Annotated in this window: 18 protein-coding genes and 1 tRNA gene; 13 read left to right on the forward strand and 6 right to left on the reverse strand. The window is 68.0% G+C overall.

Annotated elements, in window-relative coordinates; genetic code table 11:
• Nucleotides 1-179 precede the first annotated feature (179 nt).
• From ACYQ8K_RS18300 to ACYQ8K_RS18310, 3 genes are all read left to right on the forward strand, one after another.
• Entirely contained in the window at nucleotides 180-2,561 is a 2,382-nt protein-coding gene (locus ACYQ8K_RS18300) for an MMPL family transporter (protein WP_459971125.1), read from the forward strand.
• 13 nt (nucleotides 2,562-2,574) lie between these two features.
• Nucleotides 2,575-3,477: a DMT family transporter gene (locus tag ACYQ8K_RS18305; RefSeq protein ID WP_459971127.1), complete on the forward strand. Its 903-nt coding sequence runs from the start codon at nucleotides 2,575-2,577 to the stop codon at nucleotides 3,475-3,477.
• A 175-nt stretch (nucleotides 3,478-3,652) separates the two neighbouring features.
• A complete protein-coding gene (locus ACYQ8K_RS18310; protein WP_459971129.1) occupies nucleotides 3,653-4,849 on the forward strand; it encodes a L,D-transpeptidase in 1,197 nt (398 codons plus the stop codon).
• 5 nt (nucleotides 4,850-4,854) lie between these two features.
• Here the strand turns inward: ACYQ8K_RS18310 and ACYQ8K_RS18315 are convergent, their stop codons facing one another.
• The 3 genes from ACYQ8K_RS18315 to orn form a co-directional block, all read right to left on the reverse strand.
• Nucleotides 4,855-5,163 carry a hypothetical protein gene (locus ACYQ8K_RS18315; RefSeq protein WP_459971195.1) on the reverse strand — a complete coding sequence of 103 codons (309 nt, stop codon included), beginning with the start codon at nucleotides 5,161-5,163 and terminating at the stop codon, nucleotides 4,855-4,857.
• A 183-nt stretch (nucleotides 5,164-5,346) separates the two neighbouring features.
• Nucleotides 5,347-5,422, reverse strand: a tRNA-His gene (locus tag ACYQ8K_RS18320).
• A 54-nt stretch (nucleotides 5,423-5,476) separates the two neighbouring features.
• Nucleotides 5,477-6,124 (reverse strand): oligoribonuclease, encoded by a 648-nt coding sequence (gene orn / locus ACYQ8K_RS18325; protein ID WP_459971131.1) that lies wholly within the window; start codon nucleotides 6,122-6,124, stop codon nucleotides 5,477-5,479.
• 60 nt (nucleotides 6,125-6,184) lie between these two features.
• On the opposite strand from orn, the gene ACYQ8K_RS18330 reads away from it, so the two are divergent.
• Complete coding sequence (locus ACYQ8K_RS18330) at nucleotides 6,185-7,822, forward strand: helicase HerA-like domain-containing protein (RefSeq protein ID WP_459971133.1); 1,638 nt, start codon at nucleotides 6,185-6,187, stop codon at nucleotides 7,820-7,822.
• 3 nt (nucleotides 7,823-7,825) lie between these two features.
• Here the strand turns inward: ACYQ8K_RS18330 and cmrA are convergent, their stop codons facing one another.
• On the reverse strand, nucleotides 7,826-8,632 hold the full coding sequence (cmrA, locus tag ACYQ8K_RS18335) for a mycolate reductase (RefSeq protein WP_459971135.1): 807 nt from the start codon (nucleotides 8,630-8,632) through the stop codon (nucleotides 7,826-7,828).
• 69 nt (nucleotides 8,633-8,701) lie between these two features.
• On the opposite strand from cmrA, the gene ACYQ8K_RS18340 reads away from it, so the two are divergent.
• Nucleotides 8,702-10,066, forward strand: coding sequence for an MFS transporter (locus tag ACYQ8K_RS18340; protein WP_459971137.1), 1,365 nt, complete (start codon nucleotides 8,702-8,704; stop codon nucleotides 10,064-10,066).
• Here the strand turns inward: ACYQ8K_RS18340 and ACYQ8K_RS18345 are convergent.
• Together ACYQ8K_RS18345 and ACYQ8K_RS18350 are read right to left on the reverse strand one after the other, a co-directional pair.
• On the reverse strand, nucleotides 10,063-10,836 hold the full coding sequence (locus ACYQ8K_RS18345; RefSeq protein ID WP_459971139.1) for an MmpS family transport accessory protein: 774 nt from the start codon (nucleotides 10,834-10,836) through the stop codon (nucleotides 10,063-10,065). The genes ACYQ8K_RS18340 and ACYQ8K_RS18345 overlap by 4 nt on opposite strands.
• Nucleotides 10,837-10,899: 63 nt before the next feature.
• Nucleotides 10,900-11,556 carry an SACE_7040 family transcriptional regulator gene (locus ACYQ8K_RS18350; protein WP_459971141.1) on the reverse strand — a complete coding sequence of 219 codons (657 nt, stop codon included), beginning with the start codon at nucleotides 11,554-11,556 and terminating at the stop codon, nucleotides 10,900-10,902.
• A gap of 196 nt (nucleotides 11,557-11,752) precedes the next feature.
• Here ACYQ8K_RS18350 and ACYQ8K_RS18355 point away from each other — a divergent pair, with 196 nt between their 5' ends.
• From ACYQ8K_RS18355 to ACYQ8K_RS18390, 8 genes are all read left to right on the forward strand, one after another.
• Nucleotides 11,753-13,339, forward strand: coding sequence for a carboxyl transferase domain-containing protein (locus tag ACYQ8K_RS18355; protein WP_459971197.1), 1,587 nt, complete (start codon nucleotides 11,753-11,755; stop codon nucleotides 13,337-13,339).
• Between the two features lie 5 nt (nucleotides 13,340-13,344).
• On the forward strand, nucleotides 13,345-15,360 hold the full coding sequence (locus ACYQ8K_RS18360) for an acetyl/propionyl/methylcrotonyl-CoA carboxylase subunit alpha (protein ID WP_459971143.1): 2,016 nt from the start codon (nucleotides 13,345-13,347) through the stop codon (nucleotides 15,358-15,360).
• Nucleotides 15,357-16,520, forward strand: a complete 1,164-nt coding sequence (locus ACYQ8K_RS18365) for an acyl-CoA dehydrogenase family protein (protein ID WP_459971145.1) — start codon at nucleotides 15,357-15,359, stop codon at nucleotides 16,518-16,520. Before ACYQ8K_RS18360 ends, ACYQ8K_RS18365 begins: the two co-directional genes overlap by 4 nt.
• The gene (locus tag ACYQ8K_RS18370) at nucleotides 16,520-17,023 is read left to right on the forward strand and encodes a MaoC family dehydratase (RefSeq protein ID WP_459971147.1); all 504 of its coding nucleotides are present in this window, start codon (nucleotides 16,520-16,522) and stop codon (nucleotides 17,021-17,023) included. The genes ACYQ8K_RS18365 and ACYQ8K_RS18370 overlap by 1 nt, the downstream gene beginning before the upstream one ends.
• Nucleotides 17,020-17,841, forward strand: a complete 822-nt coding sequence (locus tag ACYQ8K_RS18375; RefSeq protein ID WP_459971149.1) for an HpcH/HpaI aldolase/citrate lyase family protein — start codon at nucleotides 17,020-17,022, stop codon at nucleotides 17,839-17,841. The genes ACYQ8K_RS18370 and ACYQ8K_RS18375 overlap by 4 nt, the downstream gene beginning before the upstream one ends.
• Before the next feature lie 250 nt (nucleotides 17,842-18,091).
• On the forward strand, nucleotides 18,092-19,159 hold the full coding sequence (pdhA, locus tag ACYQ8K_RS18380) for a pyruvate dehydrogenase (acetyl-transferring) E1 component subunit alpha (protein WP_459971151.1): 1,068 nt from the start codon (nucleotides 18,092-18,094) through the stop codon (nucleotides 19,157-19,159).
• Between the two features lie 9 nt (nucleotides 19,160-19,168).
• The gene (gene bkdB, locus ACYQ8K_RS18385; protein ID WP_459971153.1) at nucleotides 19,169-20,224 is read left to right on the forward strand and encodes a 3-methyl-2-oxobutanoate dehydrogenase subunit beta; all 1,056 of its coding nucleotides are present in this window, start codon (nucleotides 19,169-19,171) and stop codon (nucleotides 20,222-20,224) included.
• Complete coding sequence (locus ACYQ8K_RS18390) at nucleotides 20,221-21,390, forward strand: dihydrolipoamide acetyltransferase family protein (protein WP_459971155.1); 1,170 nt, start codon at nucleotides 20,221-20,223, stop codon at nucleotides 21,388-21,390. Before bkdB ends, ACYQ8K_RS18390 begins: the two co-directional genes overlap by 4 nt.
• The last annotated feature ends 2 nt before the right edge of the window (nucleotides 21,391-21,392 follow it).

A 21,392-nucleotide genomic window follows, 5' to 3' on the forward strand; every position in this document is an offset into this window, starting at 1 on the left:
CCAGCCAAACCGGCACTGCGCACACCGAATGCAAGTACCGGAGTGCGCTTTTAGATTCGATACCCGAGCACCCGAGCGTCAAACCTCGAACCGACATCGTGCGCCACGAAATGCGCGCTGATGTGAGCAATTCAATACCGGGCGGGTCAAAGGGCGCGGTTTCGGGTAGGCGATACGCCATGCTGCAAGTAATCACCCGGCTTGCCATCGCCGCGCCGCGCCGCATCATCGCGATCGCGGTGCTGGTGTTTCTGGGGGCCGCGATCTTCGGGCTTCCGGTGGTCAACGGCCTTTCCGGTGGGGGTTTTCAGGACCCGACCTCGGAGTCCTCGCGGGCGACCGACACCCTTCGGGACAAGTTCAACCAGACCGATCAGCAGATGCTGATCGTGGTCAGCGCCCCGACCGGCGCCCGCCACGAGCAGGCCCGCCGGGTCGGCACCGAGATCGCCGACCAGCTGAAACGTTCGCCGTATGTGCTCAACGTGTCGTCGGCGTGGACGTCGCCACCGGCGGCCGCGGCACAGCTGATCAGCAAGGACGACAAGTCCGGAATGATCGTGGCCGGCCTCAAGGGTGGGGAGAACGACGCGCAGCGATACGCCAGCACGCTGGCCAAGGACCTCGTGCATGACCGCGACGGTGTGACCGTGCGCGCCGGCGGCATGGCCGTCGCGTATGCGCAGATCAATGACCAGAACCAGCGCGATCTGCTGCTGATGGAGTCCATCGCGATTCCGTTGAGCTTCGCGGTGCTGGTCTGGGTGCTCGGCGGCGTGGTCGCCGCTGCAATGCCGATCGTGTTGGGCACGTTGGCCATCGTGTGCACCATGTCGGTGTTGCGGCTGATCAGCTTCGCCACCGATGTGTCGACGTACGCCCTGGACCTCAGCATCGCGATGGGCCTCGCCCTGGCGATCGACTACAACCTGCTGATCATCACCCGCTACCGCGAGGAACTGGCCCGCACCGGGGACCGGAAACAGGAGCTGATGCGGCAGATGGATCGATACCAGGCGCTGATGCGGACCATGGCCACTGCGGGCAGGACGGTGCTGTTCTCTGCCACCACGGTCGGGTTGTCAATGGCGGTGATGGCGTTGTTCCCGATGTACTTCCTGAAGTCTTCCGCCTACACCATCGTGGCCACCGCGGCCATCGTCGCGATCGCGACCGTGGTCGTCACCCCGGCCGCGATCGTGCTGCTGGGGCCACGACTGGACACGATGGACGCCCGGCGGGTGCTGCACCGTATCCTGCACGGGCAGCGGCCGTTCCGCGATCACGCGCACAAGCCGCTCGTGGCGCAGTTCTGGTACCGATCGACCAAGTTCGTCCTGCGCCGCGCCGTGCCGGCCGGCCTGAGCGTCGTGGCGCTGCTGCTGGTGCTGGGGGTCCCGTTTCTGGGTGTGAAGTGGGGCTTTCCCGACGAGCGCGTGCTCCCCCGATCGGCGTCGGCGCGTCAGGTGGCCGACATGCTGGACAACGATTTCGCCAACGGGCTGGGGAACTCGGCGTCCGTCGTCGTCCCGGACGCCCACGGCGTGACCCCGGGCGAACTGCAGCGCTACGCCGCCGACCTGTCCCGGGTGCCCGACGTCTCCGCGGTCAGCGCGCCGACCGGGACGTTCGTGGCCGGAAACCGGGTGGGGCCGCCCGCCGCGCCCACCGGCATGGCCAACGGCAGCGCATTCCTCACCGTGGACAGCACGGCGCCGCTGTATTCACAGGCCTCGAACACCCAACTCGACCGGCTGCATCGGGTCGACGGGCCGGCCGGGCGGTCGGTGCAGATGACCGGCCTGGCCCAGATCAACCGCGACAGCGTCGATGCGATCACCAAGCGACTGCCGTCGGTGTTCGGGCTGATCGCCCTGATCACCTTCATGCTGCTGTTCTTGCTCACCGGCAGCGTGGTGCTGCCGCTGCAGGCGCTGGTGTGCAACGTGTTGTCGCTGACGGCGGCATTCGGGGCGATGGTGTGGATCTTCCAGGACGGCAACCTGGGCGCGCTGGGTACCACGCCCAACGGGACGCTGAACGCCAACATCCCAGTCTTGTTGTTCTGCATCGCTTTTGGGCTGGCGATGGACTACGAGGTGTTCCTGGTCTCGCGCATCCACGAGTACTGGCTGGCCTCGCAAGCCGGCCGGGAGAGGCCACCGACCGCGACCGAGGCGCGCGCCGACACCGACGAGAGCACCGCGCTGAGCATCGCCGGCATCGGCCGGGTGGTCACCACCGCCGCGGTGGTGATGTCGATTTCCTTCGCCGCGCTGATCCCCGCGCACGTGTCGTTCATGCGAATGCTGGGCCTGGGCCTCACGCTCGGTGTGCTGGTGGACGCCACGTTGGTGCGGATGGTCTTGGTGCCGGCCTTCATTCACCTGCTTGGCCGCTGGACGTGGTGGGCTCCCCGGTGGTCGGCGTTGTTGCGGGACCGGTCCGCGACGGGGCAGGACGAGGCCGTCGCGGTGGGCCGGCGCCGCTGGGCAGCCGATGCGCCCAGGATGCCCGTGGCCAGAAGGTGGTCCACCAGAGCCGCGCCCGGTCGAAGTTGATACGGAAACCCTGATGGCTCAAGCGAATATCGCCGCACTGCTGGCATTGAGCTCCGCGCTGTGCGTGGCGAGCGGTGATGTGCTGCAGCAACGGGCCGCGCACTGCATCGCCGACCGGTCGGTAGGCCCCGTCGAATTGTTCGCCGGCCTGCTGCGCAACCAGCGGTGGTGGTGGGGCGCAGTGCTTTTGGTCGCGAGCATCGCGTTACAGGCCGCGGCGCTGGGCGAGGGCTCGGTGCTGATGGTGCAGGCGCTGTTGATGTCCTCGGTGCTGTTCGCGCTGCCGATCAACGCCTGGTTTTCGCACCGCGCCGTGACTGGCGGCGAATGGGTGTGGGCCGCCCTGCTGACGGCCGCAGTGATCGTGGTCGTGGTCGTCGGCAACCCGGAGGCCGGTCGTCCGGGCGCCTCGCTGCGAACCTGGGCCGTCGTGGCCGTCGTGCTGGGGCCGCTCCTGGTCGGCTGCGTGGTCGCCGGCCGGATCCGGGGTGGCGCGACGGCCGCGGCGCTGTTCGCCTTCGCGTCGGGGTCGCTGTGGGGCGTCTTTGCGGTGCTCGCCAAGGAGGTCGTCGCCCGGCTTGGCGACGGCGCGGGCGCGGTGGCCCGGACCCCCGAGCTGTACGCGTGCATTCTGGTCGCGGTGGGCGGCGTCGTGTGGAGCCAGTCGGCGTTTCGGGCGGGTCCGCTGACCGCGTCGATGCCGACCCTGCAGATGTCGCAGCCGGTGGTGGGGGCGGTGCTCGGCGTCGTCGTGCTCGGCGAGACGTTGAACACGGGCCACGCGGGGATGATCGCCCTGGTGGCGGCCGCGCTGGTGATGACCGCGGCGATCGTCAAGCTCGCGCGCGTCGAGGCCGTCAGCACCCGCGACAGGGTCGAGGCGCAGCTGCGCGACGAAGTCGGCTCGCCGGCCTGATCTCCCCGGGGCGGGGCCCGGGGCCGGCCTGAATGACGAATTCATTGCGGTGGTGACACCGATCGGCAGCCCCGACTCGCATGGGCATGGAGTGTCGGCAAGAGCCATTAGAATGCCTGCAGCTACCTCGCTGGTCAGCGGTGACCAACTGGAGATTCATACGGAAGGTCACTGGATGACGCAGTTGCGGAGACGACGATCGTGGCTGGTGGCCGCGATGGTTCCGATTGCTGTCTTCGGTGCCGCCTGTAACGGCAATCACGCGGCGGCACCGGCGAAGGTGATCTTCGACAAGGGCACCCCGCTGGCCGACCTGCTGGTCCCCAAACTCACCGCCTCGGTGACCGATGGCGCCGTCGGCGTGACGGTGGATGCGCCGGTCACGGTGACCGTCGCCGACGGGGTGCTCGCGTCGGTCACCATGGTCAACGAGAACGGTAAGTCGATCAGTGGGCAGCTCAGTCCCGACGGGCTGCGCTGGTCGACCACCGAGCAGCTCGGCTACAACAGGCGCTACACGCTGAACGCGAAGGCGACCGGCCTGGGCGGCGCGGCCAGCAAGCAGATGACCTTCGAGACCAGTTCACCGGCGCACCTGACCATGCCCTACATCAGCCCGGCCGACGGCGACGTGGTGGGCATCGGTGAGCCCGTGGCGATCCGCTTCGACGAGAACATCGCGAACCGTGCGGCCGCCCAGAAGGCCATCACCGTCACCACCAACCCCCCGGTCGAGGGCGCGTTCTATTGGCTCAACAACCGCGAAGTGCGTTGGCGCCCAGAGCGTTTCTGGAAGTCGGGAACCACCATCGACGTGGCGGTCAACACCTACGGGGTGGACCTGGGCGACGGGATGTTCGGCGAGGACAACGTCAAGACGCACTTCACCATCGGTGACGAGGTGATCTCGACGGCCGACGACACCACGAAGACGGTCACGGTGCGGGTCAACGGTGATGTCGTCAAGACCATGCCGACGTCGATGGGCAAGGACAGCACCCCAACGGCCAACGGCGTCTACATCATTGGGGCGCGGTTCAAGCACATCATCATGGATTCCTCGACCTACGGCGTTCCGGTCAACTCGCCCAACGGATATCGCACCGAAGTCGACTGGGCCACCCAGATGTCCTACAGCGGCGTCTTCGTGCACTCCGCGCCGTGGTCGGTGGGCGCCCAGGGCCACACCAATACCAGCCACGGGTGCCTGAACGTGAGTCCGAGCAACGCCGAGTGGTTCTACGACCACAGCAAGAGCGGCGACATCGTCGAGGTGGTGCACACGGTGGGGCCGACGCTGCCGGGCATCGAGGGGCTGGGCGACTGGAACATCCCCTGGGCGCAGTGGAAAGCGGGCAACGCCAACACCTGACGGCGTCAGTCGATCTTCTGCCAGGTCCCGCAACTGCGCGTCATGAACGCGGCGTCGGTCGGCAAGATCCGGACCACCTGCTGGCCGTCGCCCACGTTGTTGTCGATGACGTCGTTGGTGTTGAAACTGCGCAGCCTGGCCCAGTAGCACCCCGACTTGCCGCCATCGGTGCGATAGGTGCCCGGCGCGATGTCCTTGTTGACGATGAACGTGCCGTTGTTCTCGATCGAGGTCTTGGGGCCGGGAGGGGGCGGCGGGGCGACGGTCTTTGTCACCGTTTTGGTCTCAGCCGGCACCGTCGACGTGACGGTCATCGTGGTGTGGCTCGACCCGCCGCAGCCCGCGAGCAACAGCGCAACCGCCGCGACGGCCGCGGCCCGGAGGGCTCGCGGCGGGGAGGGACGTTGGCTGTTCACTACATTTCACTCACGGGTGCGTCTGCGTTTGCCCGGAGACGGTAACACCAAGGTCGGGGAGCGGTGATGCTCCCCGACCAGTGGGGTGAGTGACGGGACTCGAACCCGCGACATTCAGGATCACAACCTGACGCTCTACCAACTGAACTACACCCACCACGGCCGCAAGCCGACCTCGCACGATGACGGTCAACGAGCGGCGACGTCGATACTAGCCGGTTGGCGGCGCGCTGGCCGAATCGCTTGGTCCCGGTGCGTCCTTTCCGCCGTCAAGCGCGGTGACCACCGCCTCGATTTCGCTGGTAGACGGCCCCGGCGGTGCGACGAACGCGGTGCGCCGGTAGAACTGCAGCTCGCGGATCGATTCGTGGATGTCGGCCAGCGCCCGGTGGGCCAGGCCCTTCACGGGCTGACCGAAGTAGATGCGCGGGTACCAGCGCCGGCACAGCTCTTTGATCGAGCTCACATCGATCATGCGGTAGTGCAGGAACGAGTCCAGGGCGGGCATGTCTCGCACGAGGAAGGCGCGGTCGGTAGCGATGGAGTTGCCGGCCAGCGGGGCGGTCTTGGGCTGCTTGACGTGTTCGCGGATGTAATCCAGCACCATCGCCTCGGCGGTCGCCAGGTCGACGGTGGACGTCCGCACGGCGTCGGTCAGCCCGGAGCGCGAATGCATTTCGCTGACCACGTCGCCCATCGCCGCGAGCGCGGCATCGTCGGCATGGATCACCACGTCGACTCCGTCGCCGAGAACGTTCAAATCGGCGTCGGTCACCAGCGCCGCGATCTCAATCAGCTTGTCCGAGCCCAGATCAAGCCCGGTCATCTCGCAGTCGATCCACACCAATTCGTCTCGCACAGCGCTCAGACTAGTGGCGCCCGCGCCGGACCTCGCCCCCGGATGAGCTGGAGAAGTAGGGTGAGCGTTGTCGAACTGCATGCCGAATCATCACCGGAAGAGGGGCGCAGCACGATGAGCACCGATTCAGCGGCCACGGCCGCGACGCGGATCGCCGATGGTTACGCCGTTGACGGCCAGGCCCTGGAGTTGGGCACGGTCGTCATCGACGGCGCGGCCGATCCGGCGGCTCAGATCCGTATCCCGTTGGCCACCATCAACAGGCACGGCCTGGTGGCCGGGGCCACCGGAACCGGCAAGACCAAGACGCTGCAACTGATCGCCGAGCAGCTCAGCGCCGCGGGTGTCCCGGTGCTGATGGCCGACGTGAAAGGCGACCTGTCCGGGCTGTCCAGACCCGGCGAAGGCAACGAGAAGACCGACGCACGGGCCAAGGACACCGGCGACAACTGGGAGCCGACCGGGTTTCCGGTCGAGTTCTTGTCGTTGGGCACCAAGGGAATCGGCGTGCCGATCCGCGCGACGGTCGACAGCTTCGGTCCCGTCCTGCTGTCAAAAGTTCTGGGGCTCAACGCTACCCAAGAGTCGACGCTGGGGCTGATCTTCCATTGGGCCAAGGACCAGAACCGCCGGCTGGTCACCACGGACGATCTGCGCAGCGCCATCGGCTACCTCACCAGCGACGAGGGCAAGGAGGCCCTGAAATCCTTGGGTGGCGTGTCGGCGACGACGGCGGGCGTGATCCTGCGGGCGCTGGTGAACCTCGATGCCGAGGGCGGGGACACGTTCTTCGGCGAACCCAAGCTCGACCCGAACGATCTGCTGCGCAACAACGACCAGGGCCAGGGCATCATTTCGCTGCTGGAGTTCACCGGTCAGTCGGTGCGTCCGGTCATCTTCTCCACCTTCCTGATGTGGCTACTCGCCGACCTGTACACCCAGCTGCCGGAGGTCGGCGACGTGGACAGGCCGAAGCTGGTGTTCTTCTTCGACGAGGCCCACCTGTTGTTCGCCGACGCGTCCAAGGCCTTCCTCGAACAGGTCGAACAGACCGTCAAGCTGATCCGGTCGAAGGGCGTCGGGGTGTTCTTCTGCACCCAGCTGCCCACGGACATTCCCAACGACATCCTCTCGCAGTTGGGCGCCCGAATTCAGCACGCGCTGCGCGCGTTCACCCCCGACGACCAGAAGGCGCTCAGCAGGACCGTCCGCACCTACCCGAAAACCGATGTGTACGACCTGGAGTCGGCGTTGACGTCGCTGGGAATCGGCGAGGCGGTGGTCACCGTGCTGTCGGAGAGGGGCGCACCGACGCCGGTCGCGTGGACCCGGATGCGGGTGCCGCGCTCGTTGATGGCGTCGATCGGCAACGGGGACATCGAGGCCGCAGCGAAAAAGAGTCCGCTGCAGGACAAATACGGCCAGACGGCTCCCCAGCCCGCGCAGCCGCAGGCCGCCCCGCAGCCGCCGCAGGCTCAACCCGCGCCGCAGCCACCACAGGCCCAGTCCGGCTACCCCCCGGTCCCGCCGAATGAGCCGGTACCGCCGATGCCGGAACCGGCGGAGCCGAAGGGTGCGAAGGGGCCCTCCATGTGGGAGGAAGTGCTGCAGAACCCGACGGTGAAAAGCGGGATCAACACCGCGATACGCGAAGCGGTCAAAAGCATCTTCGGTAGTTCCGGCCGGCGCCGGAAGTAATCCCTACCCGCCGCCCAGCTTCTTGTAGAACGCGCCGACGATCGGCGCCACGATGGCGCGCGGCCCGTACCCGCTGGCCACCGACATGGCCTTCGACGTCAGTCCCGGAACGACGCGCATCTTGTTGCGCGCCAACGCATCCAGCGACACCCGCGCGGTGTGCTCGGTCGAGATCCACAGGAAGTCCGGCACCAGCCGCTCGACGATCGAGGCCTCGGTGTCGTCGGGCAGGTCGGTCCGCACCGGGCCCGGCGCCAGCAGCGTCACGTTGACACCGGACCCGCGCAACTCGCCGCGCAACGATTCGCTGAAGGTGTTCGCGAACGCCTTGGTGGCCGCGTAGGTGGCGTTGTAGGGGATCGGCGAATTGCCCGCCGCCGAACCGGAAATCAGGATCCCGCCGGACCTACGCTCGACCATGCCCGGCAGCACCGCCAACGTAAGGTCATGCACACCAAGGACATTGAGTTGAAGCTGGGCCTTTTCGCCGGCCGGATCGAGCGTGGCGACCGGACCGAACGTCGCGGTGCCCGCGTTGGCGCACAGGATCGAGATCGGGCGGGCGGCCAGCTCGTCGCACAGCTTCGCGCGTTCGCCCGGGTCGGCCAGGTCGGCGGGGCGCACGTCGACGATGACGCCGTACCTGTCGGTCAGGTGGGCGGCCAGGCCCTTGAGCAGGTCCTCGCGGCGCGCGGTGACGATCAGGTGGTGTCCGCGTGCGGCGAGTTCGGTGGCCAGCGCTTCACCGATGTTCTGCGACGCTCCGGTCACAACGGCGCGCACCTCGGGGCTTGGAGCGGGTAGCGGCATGCGCCCAATCGTAGACAGCGGGCGAAATGGCGCCCGCAGCCGATCGCGGGCGCCTATAGAGTGCCGGGAATGAGCCAGCCGGAGTCGCCTTCCGTCAGCCCCGTGCGATCGCGGGTGGTGGCGTGGGCGCTGTGGGACTGCGGCTCGACCGGCCTGAACGCGATCGTGGCGACCTTTGTCTTCGCCGTCTACCTGACCAGCAGCGTCGGGGTGGGGATACCCGGCCCCACCACGCCGGCGAGCTGGTTGGGCCGCGCGGCGGCCGTCGCCGGGCTGACCGTCGCCGTGCTCGCGCCGGCCGTCGGCGTGTGGGTGGAGTCCCCGCACCGCAGGCGGGTGGCGCTGAGTGTGCTGACCGCCACGGCGGTGACGCTGACCTGCCTGATGTTCTTCATCCGCGACAGCCCCGGCTATCTGTGGGCAGGGCTGGTGCTGCTCGGGGCGACGGCGGCCTGCGGCGACTTGGCCAGCGTCCCCTACAACGCCATGCTGCGCCAGCTCTCGACGCCGCAGACGGCCGGGCGAATATCCGGATTCGGCTGGGCGGCCGGATATGTCGGAAGCGTTCTGCTGCTGCTGGTGATCTACACCGGCTTTATCTCCGGATCCGGCAAGGGGCCCGACGCGACGCGTGGCCTGCTGCGAATTCCCTTGCGGGACGGGCTCTATGTCCGTGAGGCGATGGTGGTGGCCGCGATCTGGTTCGCGGTGCTGGCGCTTCCCCTGCTGTTCGTCGCGCACCGGCTGACGGAGTCGTCGGAGGGCTACCAGCCGACGAGCATGCTGGGTGGATACCGCAAGCTGTGGACCGAGGTCAGCGCGGAATGGCGACGCGACCGCAACCTGGTGTACTTTCTGTTCGCCAGCGCGCTCTTCCGGGACGGGCTGGCGGCGATCTTCGCGTTCGGCGCGGTGCTCGGCGTCAACGTCTATGGCATCTCGCAGGCCAACGTGCTGATCTTCGGGGTCGCGGCCAGCGTGGTCGCCGCGGTGGGCGCGGTGCTCGGTGGGTTCGTCGACCACCGCGTCGGATCGAAGCCGGTCATCGTGGCGTCACTGTTCGCGATCGTCGTCCTGGGCCTGACCCTGATGGCGCTGTCCGGGCCGGTGGCCTTCTGGGTGTGCGGGCTGCTGCTGTGCATGTTCATCGGGCCGTCGCAGTCGTCGTCGCGCGCCTTGCTGCTGCACATGGCCAAGCACGGCCGGGAAGGCGTCGCGTTCGGCCTCTACACCATGACCGGGCGGGCCGTGGCGTTCGTGGCGCCGTGGCTGTTCTCGGTGTTCGTCGACGTCTTCGGCGCGGTGCGGGCCGGCCTGGGCGGCATTTCGCTGGTGCTGATCGCCGGATTGCTGGCGATGCTGGCGGTGCGGGTTCCGGCGCGTGGCGCCGCGGTGCCCGAACCCGCGGCCGAGCCGGCTGGAGGCAGCACCTAGCCGCGAGCGTCGCAAATGGTCAGGCCGCCGCCGACGCGCTTGCTGACCTGAACCCCGTCGATGGTGAGCGTGCAGGTCACGCTGTGGCCGATGTTGACGATCGTGACGTTGGGCGGGTGGTTGGCCGACTTCGACAGGCTGACTTCCTTGCTCCACGGCAGCGCGACGTTGAATTCGGTCTGGATCAGCCCGCCGGTATCGATGTACATGATGCTGATCGCGCGGCCCTCACCCGAGACGGTGTAGACGACGTCCTGCATCGTGGCCGGCCCCGTCGTCTCCGACGGCAGCTCGGGGCCGCTGGTCGGCGGTATCGGGGCCGGGATGAGCGACGGCGACCGGTGGGGCGATGTCGTCGTCTCCGGGGTCGTCTCCGGCATCGCCGGCAACGGCGGGACGGCGGTCTGGGTCTTGATCGCGTCGTTCGCCAGCACCAGCGCTATCACCAATGCGACGACCAGCAGGACCGCCGCGCCGGCGCCGAGCCACAACCACCGCGACGATTTCGGGCCGTCGGGCGGCGGGGGAGCCATGCCCGCCGGGAGGTCGCCCGACGGCGGCAGGTCCTGCTGCCAGTACGCCGGCAGCTCCTTGGTGGTGTTCGCCTCGTTCGGGGTGGGCGCCCAGGGCGACGCCGCCCCGCCATAGCTCTGCGCGTAGGGCATCTGGTCGGCGTACGCGGGATCGGCGGGCGGCGCATACCTCGGTTGCTGTGGCCCCGGCTGCGATGTAGGAAACCGCTCGGTGGGACGTGAATCGTTCATGTCCACCTCATGGCTTGCAGGGTACCTGGGCTCGGTGTTAAAACCCTGAGTCACCTTGTGACGGGGCGCTCAGGGGCAGTGATTTCCGGCCGCGAGCGCGGCCACCGTCATTGCCCGCATGACGGCGCGCGACCTCGACGCGCGGACGGTCTTGCTACGCGAATTATCGGCGGACTTCATGCTGTGCGGTGTCGAATTCAGCAGACCGAACACGGCGTGCGCGGCCAGCCGGGCGTCGGCCTCGGCCAGCGCCGGATTCAGCTCGCGCAGCACCCCCACCCAGACCTCGACGTATTGACGCTGTGATTTGCGCACCTGTTTTTCGGCGGACGCGGGCAGGTACGCGAGGTCGCGATCCTGGATGCGAATCAGGTCGGGCTCGTCGAACACAAAGTCCAGATGGAAATCGATCAGCCCGTCCAGGGCCGCGGCCGCGTCGGCGCTCTCGGTCTGCACCCGTCGGGCGCCGGCGAGCAGTCGCGTGCTGATGCCCACCAGCAATTCGACCAGCAGCGACTCCTTGTTCGGAAAGTGCCGGTAGATGGCCGGTCCGCTGACCCCGGCGGCCGCACCGATGTCTTCCAGCCGCACCGCCAGGAACCCGCGCTCGGCGAACAACCGCTCGGCGGCGGACAGCAGTTGTAGCCGGCGGTCGGACTTCAACTGGCTCCGGCGATTTGGAGCGTCAGCGGGACCGGCCTGGCCCTCGGAGGCGGAAGCTGTCATGACGGACCTCCGTCTGGTCAACTGGCCCTAACGTAGCACGAGTTATTCGCGATTAACTCGCGCCGTGCACCGACCGTGGTCCTCCCTGGACCGGCGACGACGGCAATGGTATTCTCGGCCCTTGAGTTAATGAGCATTAACTCAAAAGGCCCGACCGCACGACGGCAAGGAGGCTGCTGCGGCGATGGACAACGTGGTGACCTCACCCGCCAAGGCCGAGGCGTCGTTCTCCGACGAGCACCGTCGGCTGGTGGGCGAGTTGAACGCCAAGCTCGCGGCGGCGGCGTTGGGTGGAAACGAACGCGCACGGGAGCGTCACGTCAGCCGCGGCAAGCTGTTGCCCCGCGAACGGGTGGACCGCCTACTGGACCCGGGCAGCCCTTTTCTCGAACTTTCCCCGCTGGCCGCGGACGGCATGTATGGCGACGAATCTCCCGGAGCCGGGATCATCACCGGGATCGGCCGCGTGTCGGATCGCGAGTGCGTGATCGTCGCCAACGACGCGACGGTCAAGGGCGGCACCTACTACCCGATGACGGTCAAAAAGCATCTGCGCGCCCAGGAGGTGGCACTGCAGAATCGGCTACCGTGCATCTACCTGGTGGACTCCGGCGGCGCGTTCCTGCCCCGGCAGGACGAGGTCTTTCCCGACCGCGAGCACTTCGGTCGCATCTTCTACAACCAGGCGACCATGAGCGCCAAGGAGATTCCGCAAGTGGCCGCCGTGCTCGGTTCGTGCACGGCCGGCGGCGCCTACGTGCCCGCGATGAGCGACGAGGCCGTCATCGTGCGGGAGCAGGGCACGATCTTTTTGGGAGGCCCGCCCCTGGTCAAGGCGGCCACCGGGGAGATCGTGTCGGCCGAAGACCTCGGCGGTGGCGACCTGCATTCCCGGGTGTCCGGTGTCACCGACCATCTCGCCGAAGACGACGAGCACGCGTTGCGGATCGTCCGCGCGATCGCGGCCACGTTCGGCCCGCGCGAGCCTGCCCCGTGGGAGGTGCGGTCTCCGGTCGCGCCCACCTGCGCCCAGACGGAGCTCTACGACGTGGTGCCGCCCGACCCGCGGGTGCCCTACGATGTGCACGAGGTGATCGTGCGGCTGGTCGACGGCGGCGAATTCAGCGAATTCAAGGCCAATTACGGCAAGACGCTGGTGACCGCGTTCGCCCACATTCACGGCCACCCGGTTGGCATCGTGGCCAACAACGGCGTGCTTTTCAGCGAATCCGCTTTGAAGGGTGCGCATTTCATCGAGCTGTGCGACAAGCGCAGGATCCCGTTGCTGTTCTTGCAGAACATCGCCGGCTTCATGGTCGGCCGCGACTACGAGGCCGGCGGCATCGCCAAGCACGGCGCCAAGATGGTCACCGCCGTCGCCTGTGCGCGGGTGCCGAAGCTGACCGTGGTGATCGGCGGTTCCTATGGGGCGGGCAACTATTCGATGTGCGGCCGGGCGTATTCGCCACGCTTCCTGTGGATGTGGCCCAACGCCCGCATCTCGGTGATGGGCGGCGAACAGGCCGCTTCGGTGCTGGCCACCGTGCGTGGCGAGCAACTCGCCGGCGCGGGCAAGCCGTGGTCGGCCGACGAGGAAGAGGCGTTCAAGGCGCCCATCCGCGAGCAGTACGAAAGCCAGGGCAACCCTTACTACTCCACGGCCCGGCTGTGGGACGACGGGATCATTGACCCCGCTGACACCAGAACCTTTGTCGGGCTGGCTCTTTCGGTGTGCGCCCAAGCACCGCTGGAACCCGTCTCCTACGGCGTCTTTCGGATGTGAGTGCAGTGTTTCAGACCGTACTAGTGGCCAACCGCGGCGAGATCGCCGTGCGCGTGATCCGGACCCTGCGTCGGCTGGGCATCCGCTCGGTCGCCGTCTACAGCGACCCCGACGCCGGCGCGCGGCACGTGCTCGAGGCCGACGAAGCGGTGCGACTCGGGCCCGCCGCGGCGCGCGAAAGCTACCTGAATATCGACAAGGTTGTCGGGGCGGCCGCGCGCACCGGATCCCAAGCGGTCCACCCCGGGTACGGATTCCTCTCCGAGAACGCCGATTTCGCCGCGGCCTGCGAGCGGGCCGGGGTGGTGTTCCTTGGGCCGCCGGCACAGGCGATCCAGGTGATGGGCGACAAGATCACCGCCAAGAACGCCGTCGCCGCCTTCGACGTCCCGGTGGTGCCCGGTGTGGCCAAGCCCGGGCTGAGCGATGACGAACTGGTCGCGGCCGCGGACGAGGTCGGATACCCGGTACTGATCAAGCCGTCCGCCGGGGGCGGCGGCAAGGGCATGCGGCTGGTGGAAGAACCCGGCAGGCTGCGCGAGGCGCTGGTGGGCGCGCGGCGCGAGGCCGCCTCATCGTTCGGCGACGACACGCTCTTTTTGGAGCGATTCGTGTTGCGGCCCAGGCACATCGAGGTTCAGGTGCTGGCCGATACACACGGCAACGTCGTGCACCTCGGCGAGCGCGAGTGCAGCCTGCAGCGCCGTCACCAGAAGGTGATCGAGGAGGCGCCGTCGCCGCTGCTCGACGAGGCGACGCGCGCGCGCATCGGGGCGGCCGCCTGCAACACCGCGCGCAGCGTCGATTACGTTGGTGCGGGCACGGTCGAGTTCATCGTCTCCGCGGACCGGCCCGACGAGTTCTTCTTCATGGAGATGAACACCCGCCTGCAGGTCGAGCACCCGGTCACCGAGGCGGTCACCGGGCTGGACCTGGTCGAGTGGCAGCTGCGGGTGGCCGCCGGCGAGAAGCTGGGGTTCGCCCAGGACGACATCGAACTTCGCGGCCACGCGATCGAGGCCCGGGTGTACGCCGAGGATCCGGCGCGGGGCTTCCTGCCGACCGGCGGGCGGGTGCTGCAGGTGTCCGAGCCGTCCGGTGACGGTGTGCGGGTCGACTCCTCGCTGCTGGCCGGCACTCTGGTCGGCAGCGACTACGACCCGATGCTGAGCAAGGTGATCGCCCACGGCAGCGACCGCGCCGAGGCGCTGGCGACACTGGACCGGGCGCTGAGCCGAACCGCCATCCTGGGCATCCAGACCAACATCGAATTCCTCCGGTTCCTACTCGCCGACGAGCGGGTGCGAGCCGGCGACCTGGACACCGCGCTGCTGGACGAGCGGCTGGCGGACTTCGCCCCGCTGCCGGCCCCCGATGACGTGCTGGCGGCGGCCGGCCTCTATCGGCAATCGGCCCTGGCCTCCCGGGCACGCCGCTTCGCGGGCAACCCATGGGCCGCGCCGACGGGATGGCGGGTCGGCGGTAGCCCGGCCCCGGTCCGCACCGACATGCGCACCCCGCTGCGCAGTGAGACGGTCTCGGTGCGAGGACTGCCCGACGCGGCGACGGTGCAGGTCGGCGATGGTGAAACCGTTTCGGCCGCAGTGCAAGTCGAGGCGACGCGGATGAGCGCGATTCTGGACGGGGTGCGCCGGGACTACCGTTGGGCCGAAGCCGACCGACACCTGTGGATCGCCGACGAGCGGGGAACCTGGCACCTGCGTGAGGCCGAGGAGAACAAGATCCACCGCACCGCGGGCGCCCAGCGGGCCGAGATCGTCAGCCCGATGCCGGGCAGCGTGATCGCGGTTCAGGCAGCCTCGGGCGCCGACGTTTCCGAGGGCGACGTGGTGGTCGTCGTCGAGGCGATGAAAATGGAACATTCGCTTGCCGCACCGGTTTCCGGACAGGTGGAGGTGTTGGTCTGTGTCGGCGATCAGGTGACGGTGGACCAGGTGCTGGCCCGGCTGGTACCCGAAGAATCCAGCGCGGCAGCCGATTCGAGTAAGGACGCATCATGACCACATCCATTACCGCGGGGGCGTTACCCAAGGAGTATCAGGATCTTCGCGACACGGTCGCCGAGTTCGCGCGCACCGTGGTCGCTCCGGTGTCGGCCAAGCACGACGAGGAGCACAGTTTCCCGTACGAAGTCGTGGCGAAGATGGGGGAGATGGGCCTGTTCGGCCTGCCCTTCCCCGAGGAGTACGGCGGCATGGGCGGCGACTACTTCGCGCTGTCGCTGGCGCTCGAGGAACTGGGCAAGGTCGACCAATCGGTGGCGATCACCCTGGAGGCCGGCGCCAGCCTGGGCGCGATGCCCATCTACCGGTTCGGCACCGAAGAGCAAAAGCAGAAGTGGCTGCCGGACCTGACCGCCGGCCGCGCGCTCGCCGGCTTCGGGCTCACCGAACCCGGGGCGGGCTCGGACGCCGGGGGGACCCGCACCACGGCCCGGCTCGACAACGGCGATTGGGTGATCAACGGCAGCAAGCAATTCATCACCAACTCCGGCACCGACATCACGTCGCTGGTCACCGTCACCGCCGTTACCGGAAACGCCCCGAACGGCAAGAAAGAGATCTCCTCGATCATCGTGCCCAGCGGCACACCGGGATTCACCGTCGAACCGGTGTACAGCAAGGTCGGCTGGAACGCATCGGACACCCACCCGCTGAGCTTCGACGACGCCCGCGTTCCGGAGGAGAACCTGCTCGGTGCCCGCGGCACCGGCTACTCGGGCTTCCTGTCGATCCTGGACGAGGGTCGCATCGCGATCGCCGCGTTGGCTACCGGGGCGGCGCAGGGCTGCGTCGACGAAAGCGTGAAGTACGCCAAGGAACGCCAGGCGTTCGGCCAGCCGATCGGCGCCAACCAGGCGATCGGCTTCAAGATCGCGCGGATGGAGGCGCGTGCCCACGTGGCGCGCACCGCCTACTACGATGCGGCGGCAAAGATGTTGGCGGGCAATCCCTTCAAGAAGGAGGCGGCAATCGCGAAGATGATCGCCTCGGAAGCGGCGATGGACAACGCCCGCGATGCGACCCAGATCCACGGGGGCTACGGCTTCATGAACGAATATCCGGTGGCGCGGCACTACCGCGATAGCAAGATCCTCGAAATCGGCGAAGGGACAACCGAAGTGCAGTTGATGCTGATCGCGCGATCGCTGGGACTGTGATGACGGAGCAAGGTGGCAAGTCAGTTATCCAGCGCGGCTTGTGGTTTGAGGAATTCGAAATCGGCACCACGTACCTGCACCGTCCGGGCCGGACGGTCACCGAGGCGGACAACGTCTTGTTCACGACGCTCACCATGAACACCCAGTCGCTGCACCTCGACGCGGCGTGGGCCGCCGAGCAGCCCGGCTTTCGCGGCGAGCGGCTGGTGAACTCCATGTTCACCCTCTCCACGCTGGTCGGGCTGTCGGTGTCGCAGCTGACGCTCGGCACCATCGTGGCCAACCTGGGCTTCTCCGAGGTGTCCTTCCCCAAGCCGGTGTTCCACGGTGACACCCTGTACGCCGAGACGGTGTGCACGGGCAAGCGCGAATCGAAGAGCCGGCCCGGCGAAGGCATCGTCACCCTCGAACACACGGGGCGTAACCAGCATGGCGACGTGGTCGCGCGTGCCGTGCGCACCACGCTGGTGCAGAAGCGTCCGAGCGACGAGGAGGCCGAGTGAACCTGCAAGCCGCCGGTCCGGGCTGGCTGTTCTGCCCGGCCGACCGTCCCGAACGTTTCGCCAAGGCCGCCGCTGCCGCCGATGTGGTGATCCTCGACCTCGAGGACGGTGTGGCCGAGGCGGACAAGCCCGCGGCGCGCAAGGCGTTGCAGGACACACCGCTGGATCCCGAGCGCACCGTGGTGCGGATCAACGCGGCCGATACCGCGGAGTACCCCCGCGACCTCGAGGCCCTCGCCGGCACCGCGTACACGACCGTGATGCTGTCCAAGACCGAATCGGCCGCGCAGGTGACGGCGCTGGCGCCGCGCGAGGTGATCGCGTTGCTGGAGACGCCGCGCGGTGCGGTGTTCGCCACCGAGATCGCGGCGGCGCAGGGCACCGTGGCGCTGATGTGGGGCGCCGAGGACCTGGTCGCCACGCTCGGCGGCAGCTCCAGCCGCAAGGCCGACGGCAGCTACCGCGACGTCGCCCATCACGTCCGGTCGACGGCCCTGCTCACGGCGTCCACCTTCGGTCGGGTTGCGCTCGACGCGGTGCACCTGGACATCCGGGATCTCGACGGCCTGCGCGACGAGGCCGAGGACGCCGTCGCGCTGGGCTTTGCCGGAACGGTGTGTATTCACCCGAGCCAGATCGCGGTCGTGCGCGAGGCGTATCGCCCCAGCGAGGAACGGCTGGACTGGGCACGACGGGTGCTGACGGCAGCGCGCTCCGAGCGCGGCGTCTTCGCGTTCGAGGGACAGATGGTCGACTCGCCGGTGCTCAAGCACGCGCAGATGACGTTGCGCAGGGCGGGCGAAACCCTCCCCGACTGAACCCGGGCGGGGCCACACGCGGCGCAGCGCGACACGCTGCGCCGTCGTCGCAATCAGCGCGGTCTCTTCTCATTTGAGCGCATAATGGTGGGTACGTCAGTGTCGCGGCGAGCGAAGCCTTTCGTGTAACTGGCGATCGAACTCCGCTCGCGGTAGGTCCCGGCTGACCGTGTGCCGGGATCCGCTGTGGCTCACCGGCCACGCGGCACCCCGGCGAGGGAGGCGGTGTGGCGCAGTGTCTTCGGTGCCGATGACTGTCGATCTCGAGCCGGTGCAGCTGGTCGCGCCCGATGGCTCACCGACGCCCGAAGACCGCTACAGCCGTGAGCTTCCCGCGGAGACGCTGGGTTGGCTCTACGAGATGATGGTCGTCACCCGCGAGCTGGACGGCGAATTCGTCAACCTCAAACGGCAAGGGGAGCTGGGGCTGTTCGCCTCCTGCCACGGTCAGGAGGCCGCTCAGGTCGGTGCGGTGGCGTGCCTGCGTAAGACGGACTGGTTGTTCCCCCAATACCGGGAGCTCGGAGCATTTTTGGTGCGCGGCATCCCGCCGGGACACGTGGGGGCCGCGTGGCGTGGAACCTGGCACGGGGGCCTGGACTTCACCAAGAAGTGCTGTGCGCCGCTGTCGATTCCGATCGGCACCCAGACCCTGCACGCGGTGGGGGCGGCGATGGCCGCCCAACGCCTGGGCGAGGATTCGGTCACGATGGCATTCCTCGGCGACGGCGCCACCAGCGTGGGTGACGTGCACGAGGCGCTGAACTTCGCGGCCGTGTTCACCACGCCCTGCGTGTTTTTCGTGCAGAACAACCAATGGGCGATCTCGATGCCGATATCCAAGCAGACCGCCGCACCATCGCTGGCGCACAAGGCAATTGGATACGGCATGCCCGGAATCCGGGTGGACGGCAACGACGTGCTGGCCTGCTACGCCGTGACGGCCGAGGCCGCCGCCCGGGCCCGCGCCGGCGGCGGACCGACATTGATCGAGGCGGTCACCTACCGCCTGGCCCCGCACACCACATCCGATGACCCGAGTCGATACCGGACGCAAGACGAAGTCGACCACTGGTCCGCGCTGGAACCGATCGCGCGATACCGCAGCTACCTGCAAGGCCAGGGCCTGTGGTCGGAACGGTTGGAGGAACGGGTTGCCGCGCGCGCGAAGCGGATGCGGGCCGAATTGCGCGACGCGGTGTTCGACGCACCCGATTTCGACATCGACGAGGTGTTCACGTCGGTGTACGCGGAGATCACCCCGGGACTACAGGAGCAGCGGCGGCAGCTGCGCGCCGAACTCGACCGAAGTGATTGAGAGGCGTCCATGACTCAGCTCGCTGATCGCCCGGCCAGCCACGACGAAACACTCACCGCGGCAGTGCAGGACGTCGCGCTCGGCGCGCAGTCGTTGACCATGGTGCAGGCGCTCAACCGCGCCCTGCACGACGCGATGGCCGCCGACGACCGGGTCCTGGTATTCGGCGAGGACGTCTCGGTCGAGGGCGGGGTTTTCCGGGTCACCGAGGGACTGGCCTCGGCGTTCGGCGAGAGCCGCTGCTTCGACACGCCGCTGGCGGAGTCCGCCATCATCGGGATCGCGGTGGGGCTGGCGCTGCGCGGCTTCGTGCCGGTACCCGAGATCCAGTTCGACGGGTTTTCCTACCCGGCTTTCGATCAGGTGGTCAGCCACCTGGCCAAGTACCGCACCCGCACCCGCGGCGAAATCAACATGCCGGTGACGGTGCGTATCCCGTCGTTCGGGGGAATCGGTGCCGCCGAACATCATTCGGATTCCACCGAGTCGTACTGGGCCCACACCGCGGGCTTGAAGGTGGTGGTGCCGTCCAGCCCGGCGGACGCGTATTGGCTGCTGCGTCACGCGATCACCTGCCCGGACCCGGTCATGTATCTGGAGCCCAAGCGCCGGTATCAGGGCCGCGGCCCGGTCGACGTCACCCGGCCCGAACCGCCGATCGGGCAGGCGATGGTGCGCCGCCCGGGCACCGACGTGACCGTGGTGACCTACGGCAGCCTGGTCGGCACCGCGGTCGGTGCCGCCGCAGAGGCGCAGCGGCGACACGGTTGGAGCCTGGAAGTCATCGATCTGCGCTCCCTGGTGCCACTGGACTTCGACACCGTCGCCTCGTCGATCCACCGGACCGGACGGTGCGTGGTGATGCACGAGGGCCCGCGCAGCCTGGGGTACGGGGCGGGTTTGGCCGCCCGAATTCAGGAGGAGTTGTTTTACGAGCTGGAGGCTCCGGTGTTGCGCGCGTGCGGGTTTGACACCCCGTATCCGCCGGCCCGGCTGGAGAAGTTGTGGCTACCCGGGCCCGACCGGCTACTGGATTGTGTCGAGCGCGTGTTGGCACAGCCATGAGCGACGAACGGGTCAAGTCGTTCCGGGTCCCCGACCTCGGCGAGGGGCTGGAAGAAGTCACGGTGACCCAGTGGCACGTCGCCGTGGGTGACGACGTCGAACTCAACCAGGTGCTGTGCACCGTCGAGACCGCCAAGGCCGAGGTGGAGATCCCGAGCCCGTACCCGGGGCGGATCGTCGAACGCAACGGTGCCGAAGGCGATGTGATCGACGTGGGCGCGGTGCTGCTGCGGATCGACACGGTGCCGCTGGGCGGTGACCTACCGTCGGCCGAAACGGAGTTGCCCACACTGGTCGGCTATGGCGCCGACTCCGGCATCGACACCAGCCGGCGCAGCACCCGCCCGCTCGCGGCCCCTCCGGTGCGCAAGCTGGCCAAGGAGCTGATGGTGGACCTGAACTCGGTGCAGCACCGCGGCGGCGCGATCATCACCCGGGAGGACGTGCTGTCGGCGGCCCGCGGGAACGGCAACGGCGTCGACGTCCGGCAGGTCCGGGGCGTGCAGGCCCGGATGGCGGAGAAAATGGCGCTGTCGCACAAGGAGGTTCCCGCGGCCAAGGTCGGTGTCGAGGTCGACTGCACCGAGCTGGTCCGGCTGTCCGACCGGTTCCGGCCGGCGGAGGAGAACATGACGCCGTTCGTGCTCGTATTGCGGTTGCTGGTCATCGCGCTGCGCCACAACGAGATGTTGAACTCGACATGGAGCGACTCCCCGCAGGGACCGCAGGTGCGCGTCGATCACCGGGTGCACCTGGGCATCGCCACGGCCACCGAGCGTGGGCTGCTCGTCCCGGTTATCGCCGACGCGCACCTCAAGTCCACCCGCGAATTGGCCGGCCGCGCAGCCGAATTGATTGCCGGAGCACGCGCGGGCAGCCTGGGGCCGGGGGAGTTGCGGGGCTCGACGTTCACCGTGACGAATTTCGGCGCGCTGGGCGCAGACGACGGGGTTCCGGTGATCAACCATCCGGAAGCCGCCATCCTCGGCATGGGTGCAATCAGGCCGCGGGCCGTCGTCCGGGGCGCAGACATCGTCGCACGCCCGACGATGTCATTGACTTGTGTGTTCGACCATCGCATCGCCGACGGAGCCCAGGCCGCCCAATTCGTTTGCGAGCTCAGGGATCTGATCGAGTCGCCCGAAACGGCGTTGCTCGATTTGTAGAT

It is taken from the genome of Mycobacterium sp. MUNTM1 (genome assembly GCF_054660795.1).